The sequence below is a fragment of the Parafrankia sp. FMc2 genome (genome assembly GCF_041008525.1).
Lineage (GTDB): Bacteria > Actinomycetota > Actinomycetes > Frankiales > Frankiaceae > Parafrankia.
The window spans coordinates 1-15,333 of sequence record NZ_JBFLUG010000024.1; the positions used below are offsets into that span (position 1 = coordinate 1).

A 15,333-nucleotide genomic window follows, 5' to 3' on the forward strand; every position below is an offset into this window, starting at 1 on the left:
CATCACGACCGTCACAGCCAGGAACAGTCCCAGGCCTGTCACTACCGATCGCGGTCACCCCGACGTGATCCGAACAAGAGACCAAGCAGCTGGCTCACCGCACGCACGTGCGGAAGACAGGGCTAGCGGCCCTCCGCCGCACGGAGCGGCATCAGATCCGTGAGGATCCTGCTACTCTGCCGCGATGTGACGCGGCATCTGTATCGATCTGACCGGGTTCGGCCGCCGGTGCCCGTGGTCGGCGCGGCCACGGCGGCCGCCGCGGGGCTGGGGTAACGCGGGTGGCGCCAGGAAACGGGGGCGCGACCGGCGGTGCCGGTGGTGCCGGCGGTCCGGGCGGGCCCGGCGGTGGATGGCCCGGCAGTGGGTGGCCCGGCGGGCGGCTCCGGCGCTGGAGCCGGCGGGACGACGCCGACAGCGCACCGGTTCTCGACCTCACCGACGTCGACGAGGTCACCACCATGCTGCTGGCACCGCCGGCCGAGTACCAGGGGCTGCGTCGCCGGGTCGTCGACCAGTTCACGATCGTCAGTGCCAACCGCTGCCAGCTCGCCCGGTCCGTCAACTGGGGTCCGCTGGACGGGCTGCTGACCAGCATCGTTCCGGGCACCGGCCGCCTCGACACCGCCGGTCGGCTGCCACCCGAGGTGTCCCTGCTGCTCCCGGTCTCGACCCTGCCGAAGCGGGCCCTGGTCGGTTTCGACCTCGTCGGCCCGAGCGGCTCGGACGCGCACCTGATGCCGTACGGAACGTCGGTCGCGATCCAGGGCAACCTGATCGCGCTGCTCGCCGAAACTGCCGGCTGCCCGCTGCCGGGGCCGGCCCGCCGGGTCGTGGACGCGATCTCCCGCTTCCGACCAGGCCGGCTCACCGGCAACATGCCGCGGCTGAGGCCCCGGCCGGGCCGTCCGCTCAGCCTCGACGCGGTGCGCGCCTACCTCGAGCGCGAGGCGGACCTGGCGGTGCCCGCGGCGACCCTGCGGTCGTGGCACGCGCTGCTCGAACCGGCCCAGATCGCTCTGGGCGAGGCGCTCGCCGAGCCGTTCGACCCGCTGAGCAGCGCGGACACCCTGCTGCTCGCGGTCGGCGAACTGTGGCGGGATCCGGATGTCCCGACCCCGCTGGAGATCGGGCACATCGGCTACTACCTGCGCGAGTTCACCGGCTGGGTGGACGAGCTGAGCCTGGTGGGCGAGACCGCGACACCGGTGCTGAGCACGGTCGCCGAGTACGGGCGCCGCTGGGAGGCACTCGCCGCCGTCACCACGGACCCCTACCGACCGTGTCTGATCAAGATGAAGGAGGAGCGCCGGACGGTGCTCGCCCGCCGGTGCCCGGTGCGGGACGACGACGCAACGCTACGCCGGCGGTGGCTGATGCCGGTCGCCCTGGTGGACATCGACCCGGGCGGTCCGGGCAGTTACCACGTCAGCATCGGCACCGACGACTCCAGCATCGAGCTGAGCACCCCGATCACGGTCGACCTGGAGCATCGGCGGATCGCCCGGACCTATGTGGAGGACGTCCACCAGAACCGCGAGGTGTACGCGTTCTACAGCACCGACGCGCGGCGGGCGGCGCGGGCGAAGCTGGTCGTCGGCCTGAGCGTCTCGCCGGATGTCGGCCGGGTCGCCGCCGCGATCATGATCCTCATGGTGCTCACCGTGGCGCTGTCGGCGCTGCCGTTCGAGCTCGGCGCCGACGCGGTCGCGGTGGTGGCCGTGCCGTCGTCGTTTGCCGCGACGGTGCTGCTCACCCGCGAGCGGTCGAGCCTGGCCGCCTGGGTGCTGGGCCCGGCGAAGCAGGCGCTGCTCGCGTTGCTGGTCGTGTTGGCGGTGCTGTCCGGGCTGCGCGCGCTGGGCTGGCACCGGCCGCCGGACGAGCCGGTCACGTCGATCACTCCCGGGGCGGACGGGCAGCCGCAGGCCGGGCCGACACCCCTGATTGCTGTGGCCGCACTGTGGTCATAGCGGACCATCAGGCCTGCTGGCGGGGGCGGGAGGCCTCCCGTGCCGGCGAACGGCGACCGCCGTCGGGGCCGTGGCGGTACCCTGAACCCACTGTCGTGCGAGACGGGACGGTGAGCATGCCGAAAAACTACGGCGCGGGGGTCGCCGGCGGCGCGGCGCGTGTGGGTGGCCTGCGGTCGTTCGTCCGTCTCGGCCGTCGTGATCTGTGGATGCGGCTTGACCGGAACATGATCGCCGGGGGCCGTCGAGAGCCCGCAGGGCGTCCGCCCGCGGGTCCGTCGGGGCCGTCGGGGCTGGTGTCAGGGTCCTGAAAGCCGCTTGGAAGTAGTTCTTCGTTCCCTGCCCGGCCCGCCGGTGCCGCGGACGCCCGGACGAGACGGTCCGGTCGGATCCGCCGGCACGCCGCGGAACCACGGGTGCGTGGTGGGGGATGCCGACTCCGTCGGTCGGTGACCGTCGGAGGAGATGTCGGAGGTGCCCGCTAGCGTGGCAGGTATGTCAGCATTGCCCCCGGCCCCGTTCGGGCGGATGATCACGGCGATGATCACGCCGTTCACCACGGACGGCGGGCTCGACGTCCCGGGTGCCGCGGCGCTCGCGGAGCACCTCGTCGACGCCGGGAACGAGGCGCTGGTCGTCAACGGCACGACCGGGGAGTCCCCGACCACCTCCGACGCGGAGAAGGACACGTTGCTGCGCGTGGTCCGCGAGGCGGTCGGCGGCAGGGCGCGTGTCATCGCGGGTGTCGGCACGAACGACACCCGGCATACGCTGGAGCTGGCCGGCGCGGCCGAGAAGGCGGGCGCCGACGGCCTGCTGGTCGTCGCTCCGTACTACAACAAGCCTCCGCAGGCCGGGCTGCTCGCGCACTTCCGGGCTGTCGCCGACGCGACGTGCCTACCTGTCATGATCTACGATATTCCTGGCAGGTCCGGGGTGCCCGTCACGACGGAGACGCTTCTGCAGCTGGCCGACCACCCGCGCATCGTCGCGGTGAAGGACGCCAAGGACGATCTTTCCGCGTCGTCATGGGTGCTGGCCAACTCGGGCCTCGCCTACTACTCGGGCACGGACGTGCTCAATCTTCCGCTGCTGTCCGTTGGTGCGTGTGGTGTGGTCAGTGTTGTCGGTCACCTGGCCGCCCCCGCCATCCGGGCGATGATCGAGGCCTTCGGGGCCGGTGAGGTGGGTCGGGCGATCACGCTACACAAGGGCTTGCTGCCCGCATACGAGGGAGTTTTCCGCACTCAGGGTGTGATCACGACGAAGGCGGCACTGGCGATGGCCGGCCTGCCCGCGGGGCCGGTCCGCGCCCCGCTGGTCGACGCCACCGAGGCCGAGCGCGCGCGGCTGCGCGCCGACCTCGCCGCGGCTGTCCTGGAGCCCGCTGCGGGTGCGCCGGCGGCGGCGCCGTCGGCGTCCGCCCCCGGGGGGCCAGGCGCCGCGAGACCGGGTACCGCCGCGGCTGCCGCCGGGACGGCGGCTTCATGACGCACCCGCACCCCGAGCTGGGGCCACCGCCGCCGCTGCGTGCCGACGGCCTGCGGATCATCCCGCTGGGCGGGCTCGGCGAGATCGGCCGGAACATGACCGTGTTCGAGCACGCCGGCCGGCTGCTCATCGTGGACTGCGGCGTCCTGTTCCCGGAGACCGACCAGCCCGGCGTCGACCTGATCCTGCCGGACTTCACCGCCATCCGCGACCGCCTGCACGACATCGAGGCGGTCATCCTGACCCACGCTCACGAGGACCACATCGGGGCGGTTCCCTACCTCCTGCGCGAACGCCGCGACATCCCGCTGATCGGCACCAGGCTGACCCTCGCGCTCATGGTCGCGAAGCTCGCCGAGCACCGCATCAAGCCGGTGACGATGCAGATCCGCGAGGAGGAGCACCATACGTTCGGGCCGTTCGAGTGCGAGTTCCTCGCGGTGAACCACTCGATTCCGGACGCGGTGGCGGTCGCGATCCGCACCGACGCGGGCCTGGTCCTGCACACCGGTGACTTCAAGATGGACCAGCTTCCGCTCGACGGGCGGCTGACCGACCTGGGTGGCTTCGCCCGCCTCGGCCGGGAGGGCGTCGACCTGCTGATGTCGGACTCCACCAACGCCGAGGTGCCCGGCTTCGTGGCCTCGGAGCGGCAGATCGCACCCGTGCTCGACAAGGTCTTCCGCGAAGCCGACCGGCGCATCGTCGTGGCCTGTTTCGCCAGCCACGTCCACCGGGTGCAGCAGGTCCTCGACGCCGCGGAGACGCACGGCAGGTCCGTCTGCTTCGTCGGCCGTTCCATGGTCCGCAACATGGGCGTCGCCCGTGATCTGGGCCTGCTGCGCGTCCCGCCCGGTCTGGTGATCGACAGCCGGGACGTCGACTCCCTGCCGGACCGCAACATCTGCCTGGTCTCGACCGGCTCCCAGGGCGAGCCGCTGTCGGCGCTGTCCCGGATGGCCAACCGGGACCACGCGATCCGGATCGAGGAGGGTGACACGGTCGTCCTCGCCTCCAGCCTGATCCCCGGTAACGAGACCGCGATCTACCGGGTGATCAACGGTCTGACCCGGTGGGGAGCGAAGGTCGTCCACAAGGGCGTGGCGATGGTGCACACCTCCGGGCACGCCCCGGCCGGCGAGCTGCTGTACGTGCTGAACGCGACGCGGCCGTCGAACATGATGCCGGTGCACGGCGAGTGGCGGCACCTGCGTGCCCACGGAGCCCTGGCGGAGGCGACCGGCGTCCCGCCGGACCGCGTGATCCTCGCCGAGGACGGCATGGTCATCGACCTGATCGACGGCCAGGCCAGCATCACCGGAGCGGTGCCATGCGGCATGGTCTTCGTTGACGGTCTCGCCGTCGGCGACGTCGGCGAGTCCAGCCTGAAGGACAGGCGGATCCTCGGCGAGGAGGGCTTCATCACGATCACGGTCGTGGTGGATGCCGCCGCCGGGAAGGTCGTCGTCGGCCCGGACCTGTCGGCCCGCGGCTTCTCCGACGTCCGGAGTGCGTTCGACGAGGTCCAGAGCCGGCTCGCCGACGCCCTGAACGACGCGATGCGCTCGGGGATGACCGACACGAACGCGCTGCAGCAGCTCGTCCGGCGCACGGTCGGCCGGTGGGTGAACGAGCGTTACCGGCGCCGTCCCATGATCCTTCCGGTCGTGCTGGAAGTCTGAGAGCGGTTCGCGGATCTGCTCCGAAAGCCCTGGGCCAATCTCTGGCCCAGGGCTTTCTTCCATTGTCGAGTGGCCCCCTCAGGCGGGGAAGAATGCCGTGGGTACCGTCATGGCACGCCCGGATAGTCTGGGTTGCAGCGACTCGCGTCGCTTCCCGGGTACCTTCTCCGCGTGGCCACACGCACGTCCGGCGCCCGTACGCAGGCGCAGACCAAACCACGAGCGGCCACGGCGCGGTCCGGTGCGGGCGGCTCCGGGCGGGCTCCCGCGCGCAGGCAGCCCGCGGCACCCACCCGTGGCGCGGCGACCCGCGGCGCGAGCACGCGTCGGCGGTCAGGACCGCCGAAGCCGCCGATCCAGCTGCTGATCGCGCAGATCGCCGTCAAGGCGGTATACCACGCGTGGATGGCCGCGGCCGGGCTGCTCGGCAGCGCGCTGCGCCGGTTCGGCCGCAACACGCGGGATCTGCGGATCCATGCCGAGCACCGGCGCGACGGCCTGGGGCTTGCCGCCTTCGGTGCCGCGATCCTGCTCGGCGCGGCTCTGTGGGGTGGCGCCGGTGGCCCGGTCGGGGCCTTCGTCGCCGCGGCGATCGAGCTGTTCGTCGGGGCCGGGGCGCTGGCCGTCCCCCTGTTCTGCCTCGGAGCGTCCTGGCGGCTCGTCCGGTCGCCGTCGGACCCGGAAAGCCGCGGGCGGGTGGTCATCGGCTGGGCCGCCGTCGCGCTGGGCATCCTGGGCGTGCTGCACATCGCGCGTGGCGAGCCGGACCTCGCCCAGGGCGTCGACAGGATCCGTACGGCCGGGGGCCTGCTCGGGCTGCTCAGCGGCGCGCCGCTGGCGAGCGCGGTGACCGTCTACGTGGCCGTCCCGCTGCTGCTGATCATGTCGCTCTTCGGTTTCCTGGTGGTGACCGCGACACCGATCCGCCAGGTGCCGGAGAAGCTCCGCGAGTTCGCCGAGCGGCTCACCGTCCCGATCCGCGAGCCGGGTGGCTACGCCGACGAGGACGACGAGTTCGACGACTACGAGTCGGACGTGGACGTCCCCGAGGACACCGCGCTCGACGAGCTGCTCGACGAGGAGCCGCCGCGGTCGCGACGCCGGCGCGGCGCCTCCCGGCCCCCGCGCGAGGGCGTGTACGACCTGGGCGCCGGTGGCGCGGGCGCGCCGGGCGCGGAGACGGGTGCGGGGCGCGGGCGGTCCGCTGCCGGCCGCTCGCGGCCCCCCGCGCCGGCGGGTGACGGCACCGACCCGGCCGACCTGTTCGCCGACGTCGCGGGCCTGGAGGACGGGGAGGACAGCGAGGACGTCCTCGGCCTCGTCGCCGGCGAGAGCGGCGCTGCCGGTGCTGCCGGTGCCGCCGGCCCGGCAGCGCGGCGCCAGCGTGCCCGCGCTGCGGCCGGCACGCCCGCCGCCGCGGCCGCGGCCGGGGGGTCGGATCTGGCCGGCGACCCGCCGCCCGGTCCGGACGAGATCGAGTACCTCGTCCCGCCGACGGACGGCGCCTACCGGCTGCCGTCACCGACGCTGCTGCGGTCGGGGACCCCGCCGAAGGTCCGCTCGGCGGCCACCGACGGTGTCATCGCCTCGCTGACCGACGTGTTCACCCAGTTCAAGGTGGACGCGAAGGTCACCGGCTTCACCCGGGGGCCGACGGTGACCCGGTACGAGGTGGAGCTGGGCTCGGCGGTGAAGGTCGAGCGCATCACCCAGCTCGGGAAGAACATCGCCTACGCCGTCAAGAGCCCGGACGTGCGGATCATCAGCCCGATCCCGGGCAAGAGCGCCGTGGGCATCGAGATCCCGAACACCGACCGCGAACTAGTGTCTCTCGGTGACGTCCTGCGCAGCGGGGAGGCGACCGGAAACCCGCATCCGCTGGTGGTGGGCCTCGGCAAGGACATCGAGGGCGGCTATGTGCTGGCCAACCTCGCGAAAATGCCGCACATCCTCATCGCGGGCGCCACCGGAGCGGGAAAGTCGACCTGTATCAACACGCTCATCACCAGCGTGCTTGCGCGGGCCACCCCGGATCAGGTCCGCATGGTCCTGGTCGACCCGAAACGGGTCGAGCTGACCAGCTACCAGGGCATTCCCCATCTCATCACGCCGATCATCACCAATCCCAAGAAAGCGGCGGACGCGCTGCAGTGGGTGGTGAAGGAGATGGAGAACCGGTACGAGGACCTCGCCGCCTGCGGGGTGCGCCACGTCGACGACTTCAACCGCAAGGTCCGCAACGGCGAGATCGTGGCCCCGCCGGGGTCGGAACGGGTCTACGCGCCCTACCCGTACATCCTCACGATCGTCGACGAGCTGGCCGACCTGATGATGGTCGCGCCACGTGACGTCGAGGACGCGATCTGCCGGATCACGGCGATGGCCCGAGCGGTCGGCATCCACCTCGTGCTGGCGACCCAGCGGCCCTCGGTCGACGTCGTCACCGGTCTGATCAAGGCCAACGTGCCGTCCCGGCTGGCGTTTGCGACAGCATCGCTGGCGGACAGCCGGACCATCCTCGACCAGGCGGGCGCGGAGAAGCTGGTCGGGCTCGGCGACGCGCTCTTCCTGCCGATGGGCGCGAGCAAGCCGGCCCGTATCCAGGGCGCGTTCGTCTCCGAGGACGAGATCTCCGCGATCGTCGATCACACGAAGGAGCAGGCCCAGCCCACCTTCGTGCCGGATGTCTTCGACGGCGGCGGCGAGGCACGCAAGGAGATCGACGAGGAGATCGGCGACGACATGGCGCTGTTCCTCCAGGCGGTCGAGCTGGTCGTGAGCACCCACTTCGGCTCGACGTCGATGTTGCAGCGCAAGCTGCGTGTCGGGTTCGCCAAGGCCGGCCGACTGATGGACCTGATGGAGAGCCGCGGCATAGTCGGGCCGAGTGAGGGCTCCAAGGCACGGGACGTGCTGGTGATGCCGGACGAGCTGGAAGGACTTCTCACGACGCTCCGCAACGGATAAGAAAGTCTGGACAGGTCCGTTGCCGGCTGTCGGACGTCGGCGGCCAACCGTAATATCGGCTGGCGCCGCCACGGCGCCAGCGGGATATCGGGTGCGGAGGTTCGCTCATGCAGTCCGCGGACGAACCTGCGGCCCCTCGGCCGGGTGCCGCAGTGCCGGATGCGACGGAGCCGTCTGCGACGGAGCCGGCCGCACCGGAGCGAGACGTCCCCACACAGGGCGCCGCGACTCCACCTGCCGCCAGCGTGCCGCGTGCCGCCGGCACCCCGGACGGGGGCGGGCTCGAGCAGCTGGGCCCGGACCTGCCGCCCCCCGACCCGTTGACCCCGGACTCGGTCGGGCAGACCCTGGTGGCGGCGCGGCGCGCCGCGGGTCTCACCATCGACGATGTCAGCGACCGGACGAGGATCCGCGCGGCGCTGATCGGGCAGATCGAGCACAACGACTTCACCAACTGCGGTGGCGCGGTCTATGCGCGCGGGCACCTGCGGACCATCGCGACCACGCTCGGCCTGGACCCGGTGCCGCTGCTCGCCGCCTACGACGCCGGCCACGAACGGGTCCCGTCCCCGGTCGTGGTCGCCTCGCCGTCGCCGGCACCGGCCACCTCCCAGCCACCCGGTGTGAACGTCCGGGTCGAGGCCCGCGATGCGCAGAGCTGGCTGGAGGTGCGCGACGAGAGCGAGCAGGTGCTCCTCCAGCAACTCCTCGAGCAGGGCGACAGCCGCGAGGTGTCGTCCGAGGGCGCGCTGGAGATCAGGATGGGTAACGCCGGCGCGGTGGATCTCTCGTGCAACGGGCGGAATCTCGGCCCGGCCGGGGCCCCGGGCCAGGTGGTCACCGTCCGGCTGGCCCTCGCCGCGTCCGGTGGCGGCTGCACCATGGGCGATGACCAGGCGACCGGCCTGGCCGCGCCGAACCTGCGCTCGCCGGCCGGTCGGCCGGGTCGCTGACCGGCCGGCACGCCGGCTCCGGCCGGGCCGTCGGCACGTCCGCCGGGCCTGTCCCGGTAGCCTGGGTCCCGTGTCCCCTCGTCCGACCCGCCGGGTAGCTGTCGTCACACTTGGCTGTTCGCGTAACGAGGTGGATTCGGAGGAGCTCGCCGCCCGGCTCGCCGGCGACGGCTGGGAGCTCGTTGACGACGCCGCCGACGCCGACGCGGTACTGGTGAACACCTGCGGTTTCGTCGAGGCGGCGAAGAAGGACTCGATCGACGCCCTGCTCGCGGCGGACTCCCTGCGCGAGCCTGACGGTGACGGGGCAGCCGAGCCCGACGGGCCGGCCGGCGGTCCGCGGGCGGTGGTCGCCGTCGGTTGCATGGCGGAGCGGTACGGCCGGGATCTGGCCGAGAGCCTGCCGGAGGCGGACGCCGTTCTCGGCTTCGACGCCTACCCGGAGATCTCGGCCCACCTCGACGCGGTCCTTGCCGGTGAGCGGCCGTCCGCGCACACCCCGCGGGACCGGCGCGCGCTGCTGCCGATCACGCCGGTCGAGCGGGCGGGCGCCGCGGGTGCCGCGCACGCCCCCCATCTGCCCGGCCACATCCAGCTGCCGCCCGCGGGGGCGGCCTCGGCGGCGCGGGCCGAGCCGGCGGGCGCGAGTGGTGCCGGCCGGCGGCGGCTCACCGCCGGCCCCGTCGTTCCGGTCAAGCTGTCGAGCGGGTGTGACCGGCGCTGTGCCTTCTGCGCCATCCCGTCGTTCCGCGGGTCGCACGTCTCCCGCCCCCCGGAACAGGTGCTGGCCGAGGCCGAGTGGCTGGCCGGGCAGGGCGCGCGGGAGCTCGTGCTGGTCAGCGAGAACTCGACGTCCTACGGCAAGGACCTTGGTGATCTGCGGGCGCTGGAGAAGCTGCTGCCCCGGCTCGCCGCGGTCCCCGGCATCGTGCGTGTCCGGACGGTGTACCTCCAGCCGGCGGAGCTGCGTCCGTCGCTGCTGGAGGCGCTGCTGACGACGCCAGGGCTGGCGCCGTACCTCGACCTCTCGTTCCAGCACGCCAGCCCGGCCGTGCTGCGCCGGATGCGCCGTTTCGGCGGCACCGACGACTTCCTCGACCTCCTGCGGCGGGGCCGCGCCATGCTGGGTGACCTCGGCGCGCGCTCGAACGTCATCGTCGGCTTCCCCGGCGAGACCGAGGAGGACGTCGAGATCCTCATGGACTTCCTCGAACGCGCCGACCTGGATGCCGTCGGCGTGTTCGGCTACTCCGACGAGGAGGGGACCGAGGCGGCCGGGATGGACGGCCACCTGGACCCCGACGAGATCGAGCGCCGCCGCGTCGAGGTCACCAACCTCGTCGAGCAGCTGACGGAGGCCCGCGCCGAGCGCCGCGTCGGCACCACGGTGGAGGTGCTGGTCGAGGAGGTGGCCGGCGGGCTGGTGTTCGGCTGCGCGGGCCACCAGCAGGCCGATGCCGACGGCGCCTGCACCGTGCGGCTCCCCGCGGGCGGGGTCGCCGGCGGGGTCGCCGTCGGCGATCTCGTCACGGCCCGGGTGGTGGCGGCCGAGGGTGTCGATCTTGTCGCCGAGTTCGCCGACGTCCTCGACCGGGCCAGCGTCGCGCCGCCCGGCACCGCTGCCGCTGCCAGCACCACTGCCACCATCAGTACCGGTGCCACCGGTACTGATCACGCCGGTCACACCGGTGCTGTCGCGGCGGAGCCCGTCCCGCGATCACGTGATCTGGCGGGCGTGGTGGGCCGGCTCCCGGGTCCGGCGTGACCGGACCGGGCGCGGGCACATCGTCCGGCGACGCCGCCGCGTGGGCTGAGCAGGCCGCTCTCGCCAGTGCCGGTCCGCCGCGGGCGGATCCCGCGCCCGCCGCCGGGCCACCGCACCGCGCGGAGCCGAAGCCCCCGTTGCTCAACATCGCCAACGCTCTCACGATCATGAGGCTGGCGCTGGTACCGGTGTTCGTCGCCTTCCTCTTCGCCGGCCCGGACACCGACGGCTGGCGCTACGCGGCCTTCGCCGCCTACGCGATAGCCGCCGTCACCGACCAGATCGACGGCACGGTCGCCCGTCGGCGCGGGTTGATCACTGACTTCGGGATCCTCGTCGACCCCATCGCGGACAAGGCCCTCACCGGCGCCGCTCTCGTCTCCCTGTCGCTGCTGGACGAGCTGCCCTGGGCGGTCACGATCGTCGTCGCCGTCCGCGAGATCGGCGTGACCCTGCTGCGGCTGTGGGTGATCCGGTTCGGCGTGATCGCCGCCAGCCGTGGGGGCAAGGCGAAGACACTGCTGCTCAACATCTCGCTGGGCCTCTATGTGCTCCCGCTCGACGGCATCGCCGCGACGGGGCGGGCAGCCATCCTCGGTTGCGGCGTCGTCGTCGCGGTCGTGACCGGGGCGGACTACGTCTACCGGGCCCTGGCACTGCGGCGTCAGGCCGGTGCCGCGTCCGTGCAGAGCAACGGTGGGTGAGCTGGTCCGAGGGGTGGATGGGGGCCCGCCATCGGGCCCGGAACAGGGGAGACCGATGCGCGCTGAGCTGCTGGCCGTGGGGGACGAGCTTCTCTACGGCGACATCGTGAACGGCAACGCGGCCTGGCTGGGTGGTCAGCTCGCCGATGTCGGCGTGCAGGTGGCGACGTCCACCGTGGTCGGAGATGTGATCTCCGACATCGCGTCCGCGATCACCCTGGCGCTGGGACGTGCCGAGGCTGTCGTTCTCACCGGCGGGCTCGGCCCGACCCAGGACGACCTGACCCGCGAGGGCATCGCCCAGGCGGCCGGTGTGGGGCTGCGCCGCGACGAGGCCGAGGAGACGAACCTGCGCCGCAGGTTCACCGAGCTGGGGCGGAACCGGGCCGCCGCCGGCAGCCGCGGTGTGCCGGAGATGAACTTCCGCCAGGCCGACCTGCCGGTGGGCGCGCAGGCCCTGCCCAACGGGCCCGGAACGGCTCCCGGGATCCGGATGGAGATCGGTGCCGGCGTGGTCTACGCCATGCCCGGGGTCCCGTACGAGATGAAGGACATGTTCACCCGCAGCGTGCTGCCGGACCTCCTGCGGCGGGCCGGTGAGCCGGCTGTCGTCGTACACCGTGTCCTGCGCACGGCCGGCATGTGGGAGTCGGCGGTCGCCGAGGCGCTCGCGGACGAGGTCACCAGGCTGGAGCCGATCGGGAACCCGCGGATCGCGTTCCTCGCCAGCGGCGGCCAGACCAGGGTGCGGATCACCGCCCGGGCGGCCGACCGGGCCGCTGCCGACGAGCTCATCGCTCCGGTCGAGGCTGCCGCCCGCCTCGCGCTCGGCCCCGGCCTGTACGGCACCGACGAGGACTCCCTGGAGAAGGTCGTCCTGGAGCTGCTCGGCGCCCGGGGCGCGACCCTTGCTGTCGCCGAGTCGCTGACCGGCGGCCTGCTGGCCGGCCGGCTGACGGACGTCCCCGGTGCCAGCACGGTCTTCCGCGGCGGGATCGTCGCCTACGCCACCGATGTGAAGGACTCCGCGCTCGGCGTCGACCCGAAGATCCTCGCGACCGACGGCGCGGTGTCGGACGCCGCCGCGGAGGCGATGGCGGCGGGGGTCCGGGACCGGCTCGGAGCCACATACGGGCTGGCGACGACAGGCGTCGCAGGCCCGGACGAGCAGGAGGGCAAGCCGGCCGGCACGCTGCACGTGGGCCTCGCCGGCCCGGACGGCTCGGCCGCGCGCTCGCTGCGGCTGCCCGGCGACAGGCGCCGCGTCCGCGAGATCGCCGTCGTGCAGGCCCTGGACGCCCTGCGGCGCGTTCTGGCCGGTCTCACAGCACTGGACGGTTCCAGGGCGTAGGCCCGCACCTGGGCACGCACCGTCCCGTGCTGGCGGGCCGAGGCGCCGGCCATGCCCCGGTGGCCTGGGGGTGCCGCCGATCTCGGAATGTCGCGGCCTGGGGTGCTTACAGCGTTACAGTCCCGTCAACGACGCCCCGGAAGGGGGCTCGGCGGGTATACGGTGAACCCAGCCCGTGGACGAAGGAGGAGGCTCGATGGTCCTGCTCCGACGCGTGATCGGCGAGGCGTTGCGCCGCCGCCGACAGGATCAGCACCGGACACTGCGGGAGGTGTCGTCGGCGGCCAGAGTGTCGCTCGGTTACCTCTCCGAGGTGGAGCGCGGCCAGAAGGAGGCGAGCTCAGAGCTGCTCGCGTCCATCTGCGACGCGCTGGGAGTACGCCTGGCGGATCTCCTTCGCGAGGTCAGCGGTGACCTGGAGCTTGCCGAGCTGGCCGTGGGCGCGCCGACACCGGTCGGTGCCGCGGCGGTGGTCGTGCCGGCCCGTCCGGCGGTGGTCAACCGGGCTGCCTAGCCCCGCTGCACACCCGGGCTGCCCTCAACGCTGGCTGCCCTGAACGGCCGGGCTGACTGACCGCTGACAGGCTGACTGACCGCTGACAGGCTGACTGACCGCTGACAGGCTGACTGACCGCTGACAGGCCGCCAGCTGCGTGCGGCCAGGGCGCCGTCCCGAGTCCCGCCACCGGCGTACAGATCTCCTCTGCGGGCACGTTTTTCTCTGGACGTGCCCGAGCACTCAGAGGGGATCATTATGAGCGCTATCCGCAGTCCGCTTTCCGACGAGGCGCGCGCAGTCACCGGTGAGGCGCTTCAGGGCGCCGTCGTCGACCTGATCGATCTGTCGCTCCTGAGCAAGCAGCTGCACTGGAACGTCATCGGCCGCAACTTCCGCAACGTGCACCGTCAGCTCGACGACGTGGTGACGCTCGCGCGCCGTTACACGGACATGGCCGCCGAGCGCGCCGTGGCGATCGGCGTCAATCCCGACGGGCAGACGACGACGGTCGCCAGGGGCAGCCACCTGCACGGCGTCGAGGCGGGGTACATCGGTGACGAGAAGGCCATCCGGCTGATCACCGATGTCCTCGCCAGCCTGATCACCAGGATGCGCACCCGGATGGACCTGACCGCGGAGCCGGACCCGGTCACCCAGGACCTGTTCATCGACGCGATCCGTGACCTCGAGGAACAGCACTGGATGTTCCAGGCCATGGTCTAGGAACCCGGGTTCTGGCACGGGCCCGTCGTGCGTTGACGGGGTGGCGCCGTCCGCGGCCCGACAGGTCGTGGCGGCGCGCCGTCGGATCCGTGACAGTTGTCGACTCTCAGGATCGCGGCAGGCGTGCGACGATCGAGCAATGGCAAATGTCGTCCGCAAGGCCTTCCGCTACCTGTCAAAGCGGGCCGAGGTCGCGTTCGAGGAGAAGGCCAGGCCGGAGATCCAGCTGGAGCAGGCCATCGACGATGCGCGGGGCCAGCACGAGAAGCTCGTCTCCCAGGCCGCGCTTGTCGTGGGCAACCAGCGGCAGATCGAGATGAAGCTCGCCCGCCAGATCGAGGAGGTCACCAACCTCACCGACGCGGCCCGCTCGGCGCTCACGCTCGCCGACAGCGGCCGCGCGGCCGGCGACCTGGCCGCGGCGGCGCGGTACGAGCAGACCGCGCAGGCGTTCGCGGGCCGGCTGATCGCGGCCGAAGCGGCACTGGAGGACCTCAAGCTGCTCCACCAGCAGGCCGCGGAGTCCGCCGCCCAGGCGCGGACGGCGGTCGAGGACAACACGATGCGTGTGCAGCGCCTGTTGGCCGAGCGAACCCGTCTGCTCACCCAGATCGAGCACGCCGCCATGCACGAGCAGATGGGCCGGGTCATGGAGCAGATGACCTCGCTCCCGCCGGCCGGTGACACGCCGACGCTCGCCGACGTGCGTGACAAGATCGAGAAGCGTTACGCCGTGGCACGCGGGCGGCAGGAGCTGGCGTCCCAGGGTCTGGAGGCGCAGATGCTCGAGGTCCGGCGGGCCACCATGGACGCGCAGGCCCTCGGCCGTCTGGCGGAGCTCCGCGGCAGCATGCAGCCCGGCGCACCTGGTGCGCCCGGCGCTCAGACCGCGGCGGGAGCGGACGGTGTTCCCGGAATCGGGCCCGGCACGGTCGGCGGCACGGGCGACCGGCCTCCGTCGTTGGAGAAGGCGCCGGGAGACCCGGGCGCGTCGCCGGACAATGGCCTGACCAGGCCGGCACCCGGCCCGCAGGGCACCCCGCCGCCGTACTGAGCGCCGTCGTACTGAATGGCAGGTCGATCGATGGCGCATCCGCGGCGTGGGCTTCCGGCGCGGGCCTGGTCCGGGCGAGCACTGATGCCCGGGAAGCTACTGATGCCGGGAGGCTGCTAGATGACCGAGGCGGCTGATGGCCTGGAAGCGGCTGGCGGGCCGGACGCGGTCGCC

Annotated in this window: 11 protein-coding genes; all 11 read left to right on the top strand. The window is 72.6% G+C overall.

From position 1 onward, the window contains the following. Positions 1–281 precede the first annotated feature (281 nt). The 11 genes from AB1460_RS11280 (at position 282) to AB1460_RS11330 (ending at position 15,159) form a co-directional block, all read left to right on the top strand. A complete protein-coding gene (locus tag AB1460_RS11280; protein WP_368960906.1) occupies positions 282–1,970 on the top strand; it encodes a hypothetical protein in 1,689 nt (562 codons plus the stop codon). 465 nt (positions 1,971–2,435) lie between these two features. Continuing rightward, the gene (dapA, locus tag AB1460_RS11285; protein WP_368960908.1) at positions 2,436–3,461 is read left to right on the top strand and encodes a 4-hydroxy-tetrahydrodipicolinate synthase; all 1,026 of its coding nucleotides are present in this window, start codon (positions 2,436–2,438) and stop codon (positions 3,459–3,461) included. Continuing rightward, entirely contained in the window at positions 3,458–5,143 is a 1,686-nt protein-coding gene (locus AB1460_RS11290; RefSeq protein WP_368960910.1) for a ribonuclease J, read from the top strand. Before dapA ends, AB1460_RS11290 begins: the two co-directional genes overlap by 4 nt. 171 nt (positions 5,144–5,314) lie before the next feature. Further along, positions 5,315–8,110: an FtsK/SpoIIIE family DNA translocase gene (locus tag AB1460_RS11295; RefSeq protein ID WP_368960912.1), complete on the top strand. Its 2,796-nt coding sequence runs from the start codon at positions 5,315–5,317 to the stop codon at positions 8,108–8,110. 152 nt (positions 8,111–8,262) lie between these two features. Beyond that, complete coding sequence (locus tag AB1460_RS11300) at positions 8,263–9,063, top strand: helix-turn-helix domain-containing protein (RefSeq protein ID WP_368960914.1); 801 nt, start codon at positions 8,263–8,265, stop codon at positions 9,061–9,063. Positions 9,064–9,133: 70 nt separating this feature from the next. Continuing rightward, complete coding sequence (locus tag AB1460_RS11305; protein WP_368960916.1) at positions 9,134–10,828, top strand: MiaB/RimO family radical SAM methylthiotransferase; 1,695 nt, start codon at positions 9,134–9,136, stop codon at positions 10,826–10,828. Continuing rightward, the gene (locus tag AB1460_RS11310) at positions 10,825–11,532 is read left to right on the top strand and encodes a CDP-alcohol phosphatidyltransferase family protein (protein ID WP_368960918.1); all 708 of its coding nucleotides are present in this window, start codon (positions 10,825–10,827) and stop codon (positions 11,530–11,532) included. Before AB1460_RS11305 ends, AB1460_RS11310 begins: the two co-directional genes overlap by 4 nt. Positions 11,533–11,587: 55 nt before the next feature. Beyond that, positions 11,588–12,883 (top strand): competence/damage-inducible protein A, encoded by a 1,296-nt coding sequence (locus AB1460_RS11315; RefSeq protein WP_368960920.1) that lies wholly within the window; start codon positions 11,588–11,590, stop codon positions 12,881–12,883. Positions 12,884–13,079: 196 nt separating this feature from the next. Further along, the gene (locus tag AB1460_RS11320; protein ID WP_368960922.1) at positions 13,080–13,397 is read left to right on the top strand and encodes a helix-turn-helix domain-containing protein; all 318 of its coding nucleotides are present in this window, start codon (positions 13,080–13,082) and stop codon (positions 13,395–13,397) included. A 240-nt stretch (positions 13,398–13,637) separates the two neighbouring features. Beyond that, positions 13,638–14,105: a Dps family protein gene (locus AB1460_RS11325; protein ID WP_368960924.1), complete on the top strand. Its 468-nt coding sequence runs from the start codon at positions 13,638–13,640 to the stop codon at positions 14,103–14,105. A 139-nt stretch (positions 14,106–14,244) separates the two neighbouring features. Next, positions 14,245–15,159 (top strand): PspA/IM30 family protein, encoded by a 915-nt coding sequence (locus AB1460_RS11330; protein ID WP_368960926.1) that lies wholly within the window; start codon positions 14,245–14,247, stop codon positions 15,157–15,159. Positions 15,160–15,333 lie beyond the last annotated feature (174 nt).

What these genes read in the sequence shown, in the direction of transcription:
- dapA (WP_368960908.1), top strand. Translation starts at nt 2,436, where the DNA reads ATGTCGGAGGTGCCCGCTAGCGTGGCAGGTATGTCAGCATTGCCCCCG.
- AB1460_RS11290 (WP_368960910.1), top strand. Translation starts at nt 3,458, where the DNA reads ATGACGCACCCGCACCCCGAGCTGGGGCCACCGCCGCCGCTGCGTGCC.
- AB1460_RS11315 (WP_368960920.1), top strand. Translation starts at nt 11,588, where the DNA reads ATGCGCGCTGAGCTGCTGGCCGTGGGGGACGAGCTTCTCTACGGCGAC.
- AB1460_RS11320 (WP_368960922.1), top strand. Translation starts at nt 13,080, where the DNA reads ATGGTCCTGCTCCGACGCGTGATCGGCGAGGCGTTGCGCCGCCGCCGA.
- AB1460_RS11325 (WP_368960924.1), top strand. Translation starts at nt 13,638, where the DNA reads ATGAGCGCTATCCGCAGTCCGCTTTCCGACGAGGCGCGCGCAGTCACC.
- AB1460_RS11330 (WP_368960926.1), top strand. Translation starts at nt 14,245, where the DNA reads ATGGCAAATGTCGTCCGCAAGGCCTTCCGCTACCTGTCAAAGCGGGCC.